The organism is Rhizobium sp. 10N427 (assembly GCF_056394605.1).
In genome coordinates, this window is sequence record NZ_JBFTID010000006.1 from 62,398 (window position 1) to 78,096 (window position 15,699).

Sequence of the window (15,699 nt, forward strand, 5' to 3'; positions counted from 1 at the left end):
CGATTGACTTGATTGTCAGTTGGGCGAGAGAAGGCGCTTGAGATAAGGTGCTGTCCGGCTATTTCCTGCAAGGGCAACCTGCTCCGGTGTTCCGCTTGCGACGATCCGGCCGCCTTCATCTCCGGCACCTGGCCCGATGTCGATGACCCAGTCGCTGGCCGCAGCGAGGGTCATGTCGTGATCGACGACAATCACCGTGTTGCCGGTCTCGACCAACGCATTGAGCTGTGCGAGCAGCCGCTCGACATCCGAAGGATGCAAACCGGTCGTCGGCTCGTCCAGCACGTAGAGCGCGCCACCTTTTTGGGCACGTTGCAATTCCGTCGCCAGCTTGATGCGCTGTGCTTCGCCCCCAGAGAACTCGGTTGCAGGCTGACCAAGCCTGAGGTAGCTCAAGCCTACTTCGCGCAAAACTTTCAGGGATGCCCGTACGCTCGGAGCGTCGTCGAAGAAGTCCGAGGCGTCCGCGACGGTCAGTCCCAGGACCTGCGAGATGTTCTTGCCCCGGTACCGGATCTCCAAAGTTTGCGGGTTGTAGCGGGTGCCGTGGCAAGTTGGACACGGGGCATAGACGCWTGGCAGGAAGAGTAGCTCGACCATGACAAAGCCTTCTCCCTCGCATCGCGGGCAGCGGCCCTTGGCGACATTGAAGGAGAACCGACCGGCGTCGTAATTACGCTTCTTCGCTTCCCGTGTGGCGGCGAACAGCGAGCGAACATGATCGAAGAGCCCGGTATAGGTCGCGAGGTTGGACCGGGGCGTTCGGCCGATCGGCTTCTGGTCGACCTCTATGAGGCGCCGGATTTTGTCGAGCCCACCTTCGATCCTGCCCTGCGTCGGCGTCCCCGGCTCTATCTCCAAGGCGGCCTCGTCCTCAGCATCGTTTACCACACGAACAGGAACGCCAAGTGCCTCGCCGACAAGCTCGACGAGCGCCTGGCTGACCAGACTCGACTTGCCAGACCCAGAGATACCGGTCACCGTCGTCATGACTCCCAGCGGAAATTTGCAATCCACATCACGGAGATTGTTTCTTGTGACGCCGGATAGGCGAAGCCATCCATCCGGTTCTGTCCGACGTCCAGCCGGTTTGCCGGCTTCCGCAAAAAGATGCCTGGCGGTCTCCGATCGCTCGACCTTCCGCAGACCTTCCGGTGGGCCGCTGTAGAGGATCTCCCCGCCCAGCTCGCCGGCTGCCGGACCCACGTCGACGATCCAGTCCGCGTGGCGGACGACGTCGAGCTCGTGCTCCACGACGAACAGCGAATTTCCGACCGCCTTCAGCCCGTCGAGCGCCCGCAACAGCGCTTCGGTATCGGCCGGGTGCAAGCCTGCAGAGGGCTCATCCATGACATAGACGACGCCGAAGAGGTTTGAAGCGACCTGTGTCGCCAGGCGAAGCCGCTGGAGCTCGCCCGGAGACAGGGTCGGCGTGCTCCGCTCGAGTGTGAGGTAGCCAAGGCCGAGATCGAGAAGGACATCCATCCGTCGGCAGAGGTCTGCTGCGATCCGCTGGACGACCATGGCTTTTTCCGGATGTTCTTTCCGCATGGTCTTAAGCTTCCTGGCATCGGCATCCGCATAAGGTGCGAAGATGTTGGAAAACCTCGCCATCGGCAGTCTGCTAATTTCTGCATAGTCGAAGCCCTCGAACCTCACCGAGAGTGACTCTTTCCGCAGCCGCTTGCCCTCGCAGAGCGGACAGGCGCTGCTGATCATGTAGCGGGCAGCCCGCTTCTTCATCATCGCACTCTGCGTCGTCGCGAAGCTATGGGTGACATGTCGTCGGGCGCTGGAAAAGGTGCCCATGTAGGATGGCTCGTCCTTCCGTGCCATGGCACGCTTCACCTGATCACGCGTGAGACCCGGGTAGACCGGGACGACCGGCTGTTCGTCCGTGAATAGGATCCATTGGCGGATCTTCTCTGGAAGCTCCCGCCACGGCCGGTCGACGTCGATGCCAAGCGTGATCAAGATGTCTCTGAGGTTCTGCCCGCCCCATGCCAATGGCCATGCCGCAACTGCGCGCTCGCGGATAGTCAGCGAGGGATCGGGCACCATGGACGCCTCGGTCACCTCGTGTACGCGACCGAGACCGTGGCATTGCGGGCAGGCACCCTCCGGCGTGTTCGCCGAGAACGACTCTGCATCGAGGTGCGGTTGGCCCGGCGGATATGTGCCCGCCCGCGAATACAGCATCCGAAGGAGGTTCGAGATTGTCGTCACGCTTCCAACCGAGGAGCGTGCCGTTGGCGATCCGCGTTGCTGCTGCAGGGCGACAGCGGGTGGGAGGCCTTCGATCTGGTCGACGTCTGGTACGCTCATCTGGGTGAAGAGACGGCGAGCATAGGGAGACACGGATTCGAGGTACCGGCGCTGGGCCTCGGCGTAGAGGGTACTGAATGCGAGCGAGGATTTTCCGGAACCGGAGACGCCCGTGAAGACGACGAGCGCGTCCCGCGGGATGTCGACGTCGACGTTTTTAAGGTTATGTTCTCGTGCACCTCGCACGCGAACGATGCCTTGAAGCTTTTCGGTCGCCTCCACAGCATTGTCGATAGGTCGATTCGGCATTGGGTTTCCCGCAGTTGCACGTCGGACGGAGATTGTACATGAGATCCTGCACTTAGCGGAGAGCGTCGCGCCGCAAGGATAGCCCCGAGACTTTGGACACAAATTGACGGTCGTCAACTACGACGACCGTCAAACACCCTATTGTTACTCACGAATGCGTACAGGAACAACTTTTTGGCATGGACCTTGAGATGACGGTCACAAAAATGGCACCCTAGGCTGAAGGTTTGATCCGCTCCGAAGTCGGTGATGCCATCCCTCGCATCCCGAGGGACACGTCACCCACGGGCATCAACTTTGGGGCAGACTCTGCCCATCTTGTCCCTCAGTGCTACGAGGCGACCGTAATGTGTTCCGTCTAGTCTCTGTCGCGATTTAAAGAGGTGGAGGAAGCTTCGTGGCGGACGATGACGAACCACATGAAATGGAAGAAGTGCCCCTGCGACGGCCCGCCGTCAACTATTGGCCTAAGGGCGTGCGGAAAATCGGGATGGATGAACTGGATTGTCTGGGCATTGACAAGCACGGCGGGTTTTATTGGCCGGGAAAGCAAGTCAACGCGAAGCGTATTGTCTTAACTTTCGGGCAAAAGGTGTACGCTTTTGTCGGGATAACAGCCGCCGCATTGGTGGCTATGAGTGCCATTGTCCAAGGAGTAGTTACTTACAATCAGTGGGCATGCACAGTCCACTGGGTGGCAATATGCCCTCGATGAACGCACCCACTTTCGACTGGACACTTAGGCGGTTACCGGCAAGCTTGCAGAACTCGATGTCGCGAGTTGCGCCATCACGACCATCCGAGGCGTCGGCTATAGCTTGACGCACAAGCAGCTAGCTCAATCCCATCCCAAACTCGGGCGGCTTGGCTTCCTCCACCTTCAGCGAGCCCCGTGATAGCGGCTGCAATAACTCAGCTGGGGACCTTTCAAGATCAAGCCATGCCTTCCAATCACTCGGTCGGAGGACGACGACTTGTCGATTATGGAACTGCTCCACATCAGGCCCGGGGTGTGTCGTTAACATCGCGAACGCCGAAGGCTGGCTTTTCCGGCCGGGCCGCCAGATCGCGGCGATGGCCATAAATGGCGCGCCAACGAGCTCAAAGCGATATTTGCCCTTCGAACGCCTTCTTCCGGTAGACTCCAAGAATGCGCTAGCCGGAATGAGACACCGATGACCATCGCTGAAACTTTTTCCTTGCGATCGAATGTTGAATACTGGACCGTGCTTCCTGGCCGGCGGAAAACCGAACTTCATCTGTGCTAGCTCGACAGTATTGTCGCCCACACAGCGTATTACGGCACCCATATCGCCGATTTTGATTTGGGCACGCGGCGCCAAATCCAGTTCCGATTGTCGTGCCGGGATCCCAAGCGCCAGATCTTGCATCACATTGCCGTATTCGGCGTAGCAAATGCGTTGTTCGTATTCGCTGCACATCGTCAAACCTGATCATTTAGGATTCTTCACGGAGTATCTCCGTGAGAACCGGTTAAAGCTGTGCTGACGCTCAGTCGTGCTTGGTGACTTCGACGTCCGCCGTCAGCAAGGGACGCTGCTCCTCCGCACGCTGACATTCGATCTAGGACAGCCGATACCCTGGGGTCGGCCCGACAACATCGGACGATCCTTCCGGGGCGGCCAAGAGCCGCTACGGATCACGCAGAGCGTACTCGATCCCTGCAGGGTGTTTTCAAGGCTCGACTGATCAACGCATGTCACGACACGTGCTGTCGGGTTGCCGGTTCGGGCAGGACCCGGAAAGAGATCTTCGCACACTATCGCCACAACGTGAAGAACATGAGCTTGTTGCATACCACTGAATTTCAGGGCTGCACTGACGTCCGTCAGCATCAGGGAGATAATCATGTCGGTAGATTAAGGGATTTTACGGTACGGAGAGGTCCCTAATTTCCTTTCGAACAAGCAGGGCGGATATCAAGCCTTCCGCATCGTCGAGAAAAGGGGATTTATAATGGTTGACGCTCTGGAAACTCCCATGGCCCTGCATCGCCTACCAGAAGTGCTGACGGCAGAGCCGCCAAGGCTCCGGGCCCTGTCCCACCTTCGCCCCTTCCGCCGCGAGCAGGACATTTACGTCCAAGATGAGCGCACCGACACCTGGTACCGTGTCGTTTCGGGGGGCAGCCTGCAAATATCTGATGCGTACCGACGGGCGCCGGCAGCTTGTCGATATCTACCTGCCGGGAGATCTCTTCGGTCTCGCGCTGCCCATCTCGCGATACGATATCGCCGACATTTTGGGGATCTCCGCCGAGACAGTCTGCAGGGCCTCCACGGACCTGCAGGAACGCGGCGTAATCTCGCTACAGGGCCTGCGCCGCATGATCTCCTCTAGGCATGTTGCCGTCCCTCAAGATTGATCTTCCATGCGAGCCGTTTCATCCGTTGCCCTGGGGCTTGCTGTCAACTGCCGCAAAGCTAATGGTGATATCGCGGGCAAGCGCTAGAGCTCGCGGAATTATGGCACTTCCGCCAATCCCCCATCGCTCTACAAGGAAAGGCCACCCATGGTAGATTGCCGGATGTCGGCAGCACATCTCATTACCCATTCCTCCGACAGTGCTTCCGACAGTCCGCTTTATGTGCAATAGTTCCACTCGGACCCTATGGTCCGCACAAGTTGTAATATGTTTGCGGCGCCAATTTGGGAGAAGCGATTACAATGGGTGATCGGTTAAGTGGTTTGCCACTATTCGGTGAATATAGCCTCGATGAACGATCAAACCTCCTCGCTTAAGCATTTGGCGACGGGCGACCGGCCAGTGCGGATCGGGTTTTATCTCGTTCCGAACTTCCCACTGATGACCTTCGCTGCGGCTCTCGACTCGCTAAGACAGGCGAACAGATTGGCAAAGGCCCAGCGCTTCGAGTGGGTGCTCATCTCTTTCGACGGATTACATGTCCGCTCCAGCAGCGGACTCGGCTTCGATGCCGATGCGGCTATCAGCAAAGCTCCGCGATGCGATGTCGTCATCCTCTGCGCTGGTATCAACTACTCAGACGCATATGACAGCAATATCTTCGCGTGGCTGCGCCGAATCTATTCGGAAGGCTGCATACTTGGCGCTGTTAGCACGGCTGTCTTTTTTCTCGCCAAGGCCGGGTTGCTCGAGGGCCGCCGATGCGCGGTTCATTGGGAATCGCTGGCAAGCTTCCGCAGCGAATTTCCCAACTGTTTTGCGACGGACGATATTTTTGCCATCGACGGACGCTTTCTGACGTCCTCGGGCGGCACGGTCACTCTCGACATGATGCTATATCTCATCGCCGCCGTCGAAGGCCACGGACTTGCATCGCTGATTTCGGATCAGTTTAACCATCCGCGGATTCGAAGGCAGGACGATGTGCAGCGCATGGCGCCGGAAGATCGCTTCGGCATCAAGAATGCCAAGCTCGGCTTCGTCGTTCGCCGCATGGAGGCGACGCTTGGCGACCCGGTCGAAATATCTGGACTTGCAGAGAGTGTCGCACTTTCCCTTCGACAGCTCGAACGTCTATTTCGCGCATCACTCGGGAAAAGCCCGTCGCAATTCTATATCGATCTGCGCATGGGACGTGCCAGAGAGTTGCTTGTCGATACGGAGCTCTCCGTGGCGGAGATCGCAGAGATCTGCGGCTATGAATCCGCTTCGCACTTCAGCCGCTTCTATCGCCGGCTTTTCAAAGAGAGCCCGGTGGCCACGCGGCGCGCTGAGAAGCAGCGTGAGCGGCTCACCTTGCGCACTATGTCGATTGACGCATAGAAGACGTCGCATCGGTGCATATAATGTAGGGTAGCCTAGTCTTACTTTTTTGAAGACGGAACGGTCGACGGGCAAAAGCCTGCAGGCCCAGTCAGGCGACGACTGCCTGCGGGCCAACCGATAAGATTTGGAACAGCTAGGCGCCAACAGGAGACCACTGCAGTGGACAACAATCAGCATTCCTATATCCCGACCCTGGTCGAACAGATGTCGAACGACGTGATCGGGCGACGCGAATTTCTTCGCAAAGCGACACTGCTCGGCGTGTCTGCCGCAACTGCCTATTCTCTGGCCGGTCTGGCGATGCCCGGCGACGCCGCTCTGGCAGACGACATGCCGAAGGGCGGCAACCTACGCATCGGCATGCGCTGCATGGAAATCAAGGATCCGCATCTGGCCGACTTCGCCGAGAAGTCGAACGTCATCCGTCAGGTCTGCGAGTATCTCACCCTGACCGACCGCAACAACATCACGCATCCCTATCTTCTAGAAAAATGGGAAGTGAGCGACGACCTGAAGACATGGACGCTGCACCTTCGCAAGGATGTGAAGTGGCGCAAGGGTCGTTCTCTGACGGCCGACGATGTCGTCTGGAATCTGAAGCGTGTCTGCGACCCGGCAATCGGTTCATCGATGCTCGGCCTCTTCACCGGCTACCTCGTCCAGGAATACGAAACTGGCGAAAAGGACGAGAAGGGCAACCCGAAGAAGTCGAGCAAGCTCTGGGCCGACAACGCCATCGAGAAGGTCGACGATCACACCGTTCGCCTCAACTGTTCCTCGCCGCAGATCGCCGTGCCCGAGCACCTCTATCACTACCCGATGTTCATCATCGATCCGGAAGAAAAAGGTGCCTTCGGCGCTGATGCGAATGGCACGGGTCCCTTCGCCATTACCGAATATGTCGTTGGCAAGGGTGCCAAGTACAAGGCTCGCAGCGATTACTGGGGCACAGGTCCCTATCTCGACACCTTCGAATATGTCGACCTCGGCGACAATCCCGGTGCCGGTATAGCCGCCATGGCCTCCAAGCAGGTCGATGGCCTGTCGGAGGCCGATGCGGTGCAGATCAACGCGATGAAGAACTTCCCGCATGTCGGCGTCTATCAGGTCGAGACGACGCAGACGGTCGTCGCCCGCATGCACCCGGATATCGAGCAGTTCAAGGACAAGCGCGTTCGCCAGGCCATGCGTTATGCGATCGACCGCGACAAGGTCATTCAGACAGCACTTCTCAGCGCTGGCGTTCCAGCCGAAGATCACCATGTCGCGCCCTCGCATCCCGAATACGCGGCACTTCCGAAATATCCGCGCGACGTCGAGAAGGCCAAAAAGCTTCTTGCCGATGCGGGCTATCCGGACGGTTTCGAATTCGACATGACGACGCGCCCGGACCCGATCTGGGAACTCAATACGGCCCAGGTCCTTGCCGAACAGTTCAAGGATATCGGGGTCAAGGTCAATATCAAGGCGCTACCGAGCGCCCAGTATTGGGAAGTGTGGACGACGTCGCCGTTCAGCCTGACGGCCTGGGGCCACCGGCCGCTGGCAATCATGACGCTGTCGCTCGCCTACCGCTCGAACGCTGCATGGAATGAATCCAATTATTCCAACGCGGATTTCGACAAGCTGCTAACCGAGGCCGAAGGCATTCTCGACCCGAAGGAACGCAGCAAGGTGATGGCGAAGATCGAGGCGATCATGCAGGACGACGGGCCGATCGTTCAGCCTTTCTGGCGTGTCTTTTCGACCGTCATGGACAAGAAGGTCAAGGGCTTCGAGCTCCATCCTTCGCAATACATCTTCGCGCACCAGTACGCGATCTCGGCTTAACCTCCCGGCTGGCGACCCGGCCGCGTTCGCGCGGTCGGGCACTGGGCCCGGACATTCGGATTGCTCCGGCTATGGCGAATTTTCTTCTCAAGCGTTTGGCGATGATGGTGGTGACGATGCTTTGTGCTTCGTTTCTCGTGTTCGCCGTCTGCGAGTTCACTCCCGGCAGCGTGGCACGCAAGTCGCTTGGTCCTTTCGCCACCCAGCAGCAGGTCGACCTGCTGTCGCAGAAACTGAAGGCCAATGATCCGTTGCTCGTACGCTACGGCCGCTGGCTCGGCGTACTCGTTGGCGCAGTCCCCGATCCGCTTCAGGATCCGGCCACCGGCCTGAACTTCACGGACCCGCGCGGTGCCCAGTATTTCGGTAACTTCGGTTATTCGACGCTGAACAAGCTGCCCGTCAATGACGTTATCTGGGATCGCCTCGGCAATACCGCTATCCTCGCCGGGCTGGCATTCCTGCTGATCGTGCCGCTATCGATCATCTTCGGTATCCTATCGGGATTGAGGGAGGGCGGCGTGCTCGACAGGACACTCTCGGTCATCTGCATCACCTTCACCTCTATTCCGGAATTTGCCTCAGGCGTCTTCCTGGTGACGCTTTTCGTCATCCTCTGGCCGATACTGCCGGGCACCAGCCCGCTCAACAGCGATGGCGGCTGGGCAGTGCCTTACCAGTTCGTGCTGCCCGTCGCGGTCCTCGTCATCTATGACTTCGGCTATGTGGCCCGCATGATCCGCGTCTCGATGATCGGCGTCATGGAGCGGCCGTATATTCGCACGGCAATCCTCAAGGGCATGAGCACACGACGGATGGTCCTCGGCCACGCGCTTCGCAATGCGATGATCGCGCCCTTCACCGTGCTTCTGCTGCAAATCAACTTCCTGATCAGCGGCGTTGTCGTCACCGAACTCGTCTTTGCCTATCCGGGTTTCGGCCGTCTCATCCTCGACGCAAGCCTGTTCGGCGATATCGCGACGCTTGAGGCCGCCACGCTGATCACCGTCGCGATCGCCGTCATCACGCAGCTGCTCGGCGACCTTGGCTACATGCTGCTCGATCCACGCATCCGGGTGAGGTAAATCATGGCTGTTCAAGACAATATCACCGGGGCAGTCATCGCGCCGCCGAGGCGAGCCGCACGGGCGAACTGGATGCGCATCCTGCACTCGCCCACGGCTGTTGTCGGGCTCTGTCTGGTTCTCTTCTGGGTGCTCGCGGCCCTTCTGGCGCCCATCCTGCCGCTGCCGTCGCCGACGGATTCTGACGTGATGGCGATGGGCAATCCCTATCCCTCGGCGGCCCACTGGATGGGAACCGATATTCTTGGCCGAGATATGCTGTCGCGGCTGATCTTCGGTGCCCGCACCGTTCTCTCCGTCGCGCCTCTGTCTGTCGCGGTCGCGATGGTCGTCGGCATCACGATGGGGATGGTTGCAGGCTATTACGGTGGCTGGGTCGACGTTCTCATCAGCCGCTTCTCCGACATCATCCTCGCCTTCCCGGTCCTGGTCATCTACGTCATCCTGATTGCCAATATTGGCCCATCGGTCCTCAATATCGTCATCGCGACGATGATTGCCTCGGCGCCGGGTATCGGCCGCATCACCCGCGGCCTGGTGCTCGGTCTGAAACAGCAGGAATATATCTCGGCGGCAAAGCTGCGGGCGGAAAGTACGCTCTACATCATGATCGTCGAATTGCTGCCGAACTGCCGCAGCCTCCTGATTGTCGATGCCTGTCTTCGCATCGGTTACACGATCATCACCATCGGTATTCTCGGCTTCCTCGGCCTCGGCCTGCCGCCACCGAACCCGGATTGGGGCGGAATGGTCAAGGAGAGCGTGACTGTCTTGAATGTCTGGCCGCACATGTCGCTGATCCCGTCGGCTGCGCTCGTCAGCCTCGTCCTCGGCTTCAATCTGCTTGCCGATGGCGTGCGGGAGGCATGGAAACCATGAACGTCATCGCGTCCAATCTCCAAGGAGCGGCCATGTCCATCACCCCATCGATCGATCCTGAACCGGTTCTCGACATTCAGAACCTGCGTATCGAGTTCCGCGGCAAGAGCGAGACGGTGGTCGCGATCCCCGATCTGTCGTTCAAAGTCATGCCCCGGGAGAGCTATGGCCTGGTTGGAGAATCCGGCTGCGGCAAGAGCACGACGGCGATGGCGATCATGAGCTATCTCGGCAATACCGGTGTGATTGCCGGCGGCAGCATCCGTTTCAACGGCAAGCAACTGGTCAACGCATCTGCGAAGGAATTGCGCTCCATCCGCGGGCGCCAGATCGCCATGGTCTATCAGGACCCGATGAGCGCGCTGAACCCGGTGAAGACAATCGGTGCGCAGCTTGCGGAGGTCCCCCTGCTGCATATGGGCGCGAGCAAGAAAGACGCTTTGGCCATGGCCGAGGCGATGCTTTCAGATGTGCGTTTGCCCGATCCCGGCGAGATGACGCGGCGTTATCCGCATCAACTGTCCGGCGGCCAGCAGCAGCGCGTGGTCATCGCCATGGCACTGCTCGCCAAGCCGTCCCTCTTGCTGCTCGATGAGCCGACGACCGGTCTCGATGTCACCGTCGAGGCTGCGGTCATCGACCTGATTGCCGAACTGCGCCAGCGCTATTCCACCAGCCTGCTGTTCATCTCGCACAATCTTGGCCTGATCGCGGAAAGCTGCGATCGTCTGGGTATCATGTATTCCGGCCAAATGGTTGAAGAGGGAACCACTTCAGAGGTGTTCCGCCGGCCGAAACACCCTTATACACGCGGTCTTATCGACTGCATCCCCGACATCACAGGCGACAAGCGCACCCGCACGCTGGCGGCTATCCCGGGCTCGATCCCGCTGCCGCAGGAACGGCCGCAAGGCTGTCTGTTCGGGCCGCGCTGTTCCAGTTTCGTTTCCGGTCTTTGCGATCGCCCCGGACTCGCCATGGAGCGCGCGGCCAACGACCATCTGGTGCGATGCGTCCGCTGGCCTGAGATCTCCACGACGGAGGCGGCGCTAGCCCCTGTCGAGAGAACGGTCATTGAAAAATCGACCGCGATAGCTTTGTCCGACGTCAGCCGTCTCTATCCTGTCGGCCATCATAAGTTCGTCAAGGCTAACGAAGCGGTCACCTTCGAAGCGGCAAAGGCGGAGATCGTCGCACTGGTCGGCGAGTCCGGCTGCGGGAAATCGACGCTGGCACGCATCGTCACGGGTCTCGACAAGGCGACGTCGGGCGAAATCCGAATGGCCGGCGAAAATATTGCCGAACTGCAGGCCGGTGAGCGCCCGCGCGAGTTGCTGCAACAGGTTCAGATGATCTTCCAGAATCCCGACAGCACGCTCAATCCGTCGCATTCCGCCGCCTTCTCCATTCGCCGTTCGATCAAGAAGTTCGGTATCCGCAAGGGCAAGGCCGAGATCGAGCAGCGTGTGCGCGAGCTTCTGGAAATGGTGCGGCTGTCTCCGGCAGTCGCGGAGCGGAAGCCGAGCCAGCTTTCCGGTGGCCAGAAGCAGCGCATTGCCATTGCCCGCGCTTTTGCGGCCGAGCCCTCGCTGATCGTAGCCGACGAACCGGTTTCCGCGCTCGACGTCTCGGTTCAGGCGGCAGTCGTCACCCTTCTGCTCGACATTCAGCGGGAGAAGCATGCGACGATGCTGTTCATCAGCCACGATCTGGCACTGGTTCGTCATGTCGCCGACAAGGTCGTCGTCATGTATCTCGGCAAGATCATGGAGCAGGGGACCGTTGAGGAAGTGTTCGGCGGTGCGTCGCATCCCTATACCGAGGCACTTCTTTCCGCTATCCGCAGCCCGCATCTGGACGAACTGCCGCGCGAGCGCATTCACCTGTCCGGCGAGACACCAAGCCCCGTCAACGTGCCAGCCGGCTGCCGCTTCTCGACGCGGTGCCACCGCAAGCTTGGCAGCATCTGCGACACGTTTGCGCCGCCGCTCCGCAAGATGTCCGGCACGCATGAGATCCTGTGTCATATCGACGAGGCAGCTCTCGCCGCCCAGGCCTCCGTTTTTCCCCAGGCCGGAAAGGCATAAGCAATGCACGAGCCCGACGGAACGATCGGCAAGTTGTGGCGAAGCGCCGCGGGCCTGCGTGCGATCGTCCATGTGATGGCAAGCATCTGCATCGTTGCCACCGGTAATTCGCTTCTAACAACGACGGTGTCGCTGCATCTCAGCGATCCCGCGCTCGATCCGCACGTCGTCCAGTTGCTGCTGACGGCGTTTCCGATCGGGTTTCTGGGAGGCTGCCTGTCAGCCCGCTTCCTGGTTGTCCGATTTGGGCATGAGATCGCCTTCCATATCGTCGCATTTCTCGCCGCGCTGGGCTCTGCCGGCTACATGCTGACGGAAGCGGCTCCAGTGTGGTTCTGCCTGCGGCTGATAAACGGCTTTTCGATCGCAACGCTTTTCGTCGTCTCCGAAAGCTGGATCAACCTTTATGCCGATCAGAAGAACCGTGGAGCCTATTTCTCGCTCTATATGCTGATGACGTCGCTGGCGACGCTGTTTGCGCAACTGCTTGTCGAGGCGGCCGGCGCAGCCTCTCCCTATCTCTTTCAGCTTGGTCTCGGCGTCATTCTGTTCGGACTGTTCTATGCCCGCTTCGTCGGCCGGCCGTGGCCTGCGTTGCGACTGCCTTTGGCTGTCACTGTCGAAGCGGGCAATGCCCATTCCGGACATCGCTACGGCATCTGGCGGCTCGCCGCTCTCGCGCCGGTCACCGTCGTCTGCGTGTTCCAGGCAGGCATGACCAACATGAATGTCTACACGATGACGCCGATTTACGCGGAGCGCATCAAACTCGACGCGTCCGTCGCGGTGACGCTGGTAACCGCCTTCAGTCTCGGCGGCATGCTGGCGCAGGCGCCGGTCGGATGGCTGTCGGACCGCATGGATCGGCGCGTTCTGCTGCTGATCCAGGGGTTGACTGGAGCGGGACTGTGCGCGGCCATCTCATGGCCGGGCACCTATTCGCAGACACTGCTCTACGGCCTGTTCTTCGCTTATGGCGCAATTGCACTGACGATCTATCCTGTCGGCATCGCCTATGCCAACTCGCAGCTCGACAGCCGGTATATGGTCTCGGCATCGGGCAGCCTATTGCTGCTCTATTCGATCGGCAACATCATGACCCCCGGGCTTGCCGCACAGCTGATGGAGCTGTTTGCACCACAGGCGCTCTTTTTGCTGCTTGGGGGCGGAGCCTTCCTGGTTGCCGCGGCCGCCTGCTTCAATCTCATCCGCCGTCCGATCGGCGCCACCAAAACTTGCCTCGTCCCGGGAGGAAGCGAATGACGTCCACGAAGCCTTTTGACCTCGTCATCCGTGGTGGCCGTGTGGTGCTGCCGGACGCGACAAAGCAGATCGATATCGGCATTCGTGACGGTGTGATTGCCGCGCTCGAGCCGGATCTGCCCGAGGGCAAGAATGAAGTCGCGGCAGAGGGGCGTATCGTGCTGCCCGGCGGCGTCGACAGCCATTGCCACATGGATCAGCAACCTTGGGAGGGCAAGGCGACCGCAGACGACTTCAACACCGGCACGCTGTCGGCGATGTGCGGCGGCACGACAACCGTCGTACCTTTTGCCATGCAGATGCGCGGCCAGTCGCTGCGCGACATTGTCGACGATTATCATCAGCGTGCCGGCCCGAAAGCACATATCGACTACGGTTTTCATCTGATCGTCGGTGATCCCTCGGCGGAGGTCCTGCGCAACGAGATCCCTCAGCTGATTGCCGAGGGCTGCACCTCGATCAAGATCTATCTGACCTACGACGGGCTGAAGCTCGATGATTACGAGGTTTTGAACGTTCTCGATCTCGCTCGTGCACAAGGCGCGATGGTCATGGTGCATGCGGAAAATGACGCCTGCATCCGCTGGCTGACCGAAAAATTCATTGCCGCCCGCAAGACCGAACTGCGTTACCACGAAAAGGCGCATTCGGCGATCGGCGACCGTGAAGCGACCTTCCGGGCGATCAGCCTTTCGGAACTGATCGAGACGCCGATCCTCGTCAGCCATGTCGCAGCCGGGGGCGCTGTCGAGGAGATCCGCCGCGCCAAAGCCCGCGGCCTGCCGATCTACGCTGAAACCTGCCCCCAATATCTCTTCCTTTCGGCCGAAGATATCGACACGCACGATCTGTCTGGCTCCAAATGCGTCTGCACGCCGCCGCCGCGCGACAAGTCGAACCAGCCGGCGATCTGGGCAGGCATCCTGGACGGGACGCTCGAGGTTTTCACCTCGGATCATTCGCCCTGGCACTATGCGGACAAGATCGCAGGCGGGCCGGGGACACCGTTCCATCGTATTCCGAACGGTATTCCGGGCATCGAAACGCGGCTTGCCCTTCTGTTTTCGGCGGGTGTGAATGGCGGCCTGATCTCGCTGCAGAAATTCGCCGATCTGACGTCGGGCGCTCCGGCGCGGCTGTTCGGGCTTGCTCCGCGCAAGGGCAGCATTGTCACCGGCGCGGACGCCGACATCGCGATCTGGGATCCGGATCGCAGCGTAACGATCACCAATTCGCTGCTGCATCACGCCACCGACTACACCCCCTATGAAGGGCAGGTCGTCAAAGGCTGGCCGATCATGACGATCTCGCGCGGCGATATCGTCTGGGATGACGGAAAGATTCTGACTGAACCCGGCCGCGGCCGGTTCGTTGCCAGAGAACGCTCCTTCCCGCCACAGCAGGGGCTTTCGAAGGTTCTCGCATCATGACGGCGCCGATGACACGCCTTGAAAGCAAGGTGATCTTTCTGACGGGTGCCGCGAGCGGTATCGGCGCGGCGATCGCGCGCCGCTGCATAGACGAAGGCGCCTCAGTGATCTGTGCGGATCGGTCGTCCGATGAGGTGGCTGCACTGTCGCAATCCCTCGGTCCCCAGGCGTTTGGTGTCCCATGCGACGTCACCGACAAGGCGTCGGTCGGGCATGCGATGGACGGCGGCGTAAAGCATTTCGGTCGCCTCGATGGCCTCGTGCACAACGCTGCTGCACCATCGATGGACGGCACGGTCATCGATCTCGCCGAACAGCAATGGCGGCTGGAGATCGACGTCATTCTGACCGGCGCCTTTCTGGCAAGCCAGCACGCGCTCCCGGCGATGATTGCCAGCGGTGGCGGCGGATCGGTGGTCTTTATTGCGTCGCAATTCGCCCATGTGGCGACCGGCAAAGCCGTTGCCTATTGCGCCGCCAAAGCCGGTCTGGTGCATCTCGCCAAGGCCATGGCGGTCGATCACGCGGCCGATGGCATTCGCGTCAACAGCCTTTCGCCGGGTGCTGTGTCTACCCCGAGATTGCTGCAACGCTGGCCGGACCTTGCGGCAGCCAATACCGGGCTTGGACCGGCGCATCTGCTCGGCCGTATCGCCCAGCCCGACGAAATCGCCGCCGCTGCCGCCTTCCTCCTGTCACCGGATGCTTCGTTCATCACCGGAACCGATCTCATGGCCGATGGTGGTTATGCGACGCGCTGAGATTTTTGCTGAAGTTTT

Annotated in this window: 12 protein-coding genes; 10 read left to right on the forward strand and 2 right to left on the reverse strand. The window is 60.0% G+C overall.

From position 1 onward, the window contains the following. Positions 1–15 precede the first annotated feature (15 nt). A complete protein-coding gene (locus AC1DIJ_RS14490) occupies positions 16–2,574 on the reverse strand; it encodes an AAA family ATPase (RefSeq protein ID WP_477831441.1) in 2,559 nt (852 codons plus the stop codon). Between the two features lie 397 nt (positions 2,575–2,971). Between AC1DIJ_RS14490 and AC1DIJ_RS14495 the strand changes: the two genes are divergently transcribed. After that, entirely contained in the window at positions 2,972–3,289 is a 318-nt protein-coding gene (locus AC1DIJ_RS14495; protein WP_112389454.1) for a hypothetical protein, read from the forward strand. Positions 3,290–3,407: 118 nt separating this feature from the next. On the opposite strand, the gene AC1DIJ_RS14500 is transcribed toward AC1DIJ_RS14495, so the two are convergent. After that, the gene (locus tag AC1DIJ_RS14500; protein ID WP_112389453.1) at positions 3,408–4,016 is read right to left on the reverse strand and encodes an SOS response-associated peptidase family protein; all 609 of its coding nucleotides are present in this window, start codon (positions 4,014–4,016) and stop codon (positions 3,408–3,410) included. 665 nt (positions 4,017–4,681) lie between these two features. Here AC1DIJ_RS14500 and AC1DIJ_RS14505 point away from each other — a divergent pair. The 9 genes from AC1DIJ_RS14505 (at position 4,682) to AC1DIJ_RS14545 (ending at position 15,681) form a co-directional block, all read left to right on the forward strand. Beyond that, entirely contained in the window at positions 4,682–4,960 is a 279-nt protein-coding gene (locus AC1DIJ_RS14505) for a helix-turn-helix domain-containing protein (protein ID WP_162706048.1), read from the forward strand. Positions 4,961–5,311: 351 nt separating this feature from the next. Further along, the gene (locus AC1DIJ_RS14510; RefSeq protein WP_310295142.1) at positions 5,312–6,343 is read left to right on the forward strand and encodes a GlxA family transcriptional regulator; all 1,032 of its coding nucleotides are present in this window, start codon (positions 5,312–5,314) and stop codon (positions 6,341–6,343) included. Positions 6,344–6,505: 162 nt separating this feature from the next. Next, positions 6,506–8,176 carry an ABC transporter substrate-binding protein gene (locus AC1DIJ_RS14515; protein WP_112389451.1) on the forward strand — a complete coding sequence of 557 codons (1,671 nt, stop codon included), beginning with the start codon at positions 6,506–6,508 and terminating at the stop codon, positions 8,174–8,176. A gap of 71 nt (positions 8,177–8,247) precedes the next feature. Next, entirely contained in the window at positions 8,248–9,261 is a 1,014-nt protein-coding gene (locus tag AC1DIJ_RS14520; protein ID WP_112389450.1) for an ABC transporter permease, read from the forward strand. A 3-nt stretch (positions 9,262–9,264) separates the two neighbouring features. After that, positions 9,265–10,140: an ABC transporter permease gene (locus tag AC1DIJ_RS14525; protein ID WP_112389449.1), complete on the forward strand. Its 876-nt coding sequence runs from the start codon at positions 9,265–9,267 to the stop codon at positions 10,138–10,140. Continuing rightward, entirely contained in the window at positions 10,137–12,227 is a 2,091-nt protein-coding gene (locus tag AC1DIJ_RS14530; RefSeq protein WP_112389448.1) for a dipeptide ABC transporter ATP-binding protein, read from the forward strand. The genes AC1DIJ_RS14525 and AC1DIJ_RS14530 overlap by 4 nt, the downstream gene beginning before the upstream one ends. Before the next feature lie 3 nt (positions 12,228–12,230). Beyond that, positions 12,231–13,490: an MFS transporter gene (locus AC1DIJ_RS14535; protein ID WP_112389447.1), complete on the forward strand. Its 1,260-nt coding sequence runs from the start codon at positions 12,231–12,233 to the stop codon at positions 13,488–13,490. Beyond that, positions 13,487–14,920, forward strand: a complete 1,434-nt coding sequence (gene hydA, locus AC1DIJ_RS14540) for a dihydropyrimidinase (RefSeq protein ID WP_112389446.1) — start codon at positions 13,487–13,489, stop codon at positions 14,918–14,920. Before AC1DIJ_RS14535 ends, hydA begins: the two co-directional genes overlap by 4 nt. Before the next feature lie 8 nt (positions 14,921–14,928). Continuing rightward, positions 14,929–15,681: an SDR family NAD(P)-dependent oxidoreductase gene (locus AC1DIJ_RS14545; RefSeq protein ID WP_310295147.1), complete on the forward strand. Its 753-nt coding sequence runs from the start codon at positions 14,929–14,931 to the stop codon at positions 15,679–15,681. Positions 15,682–15,699: the final 18 nt, after the last annotated feature.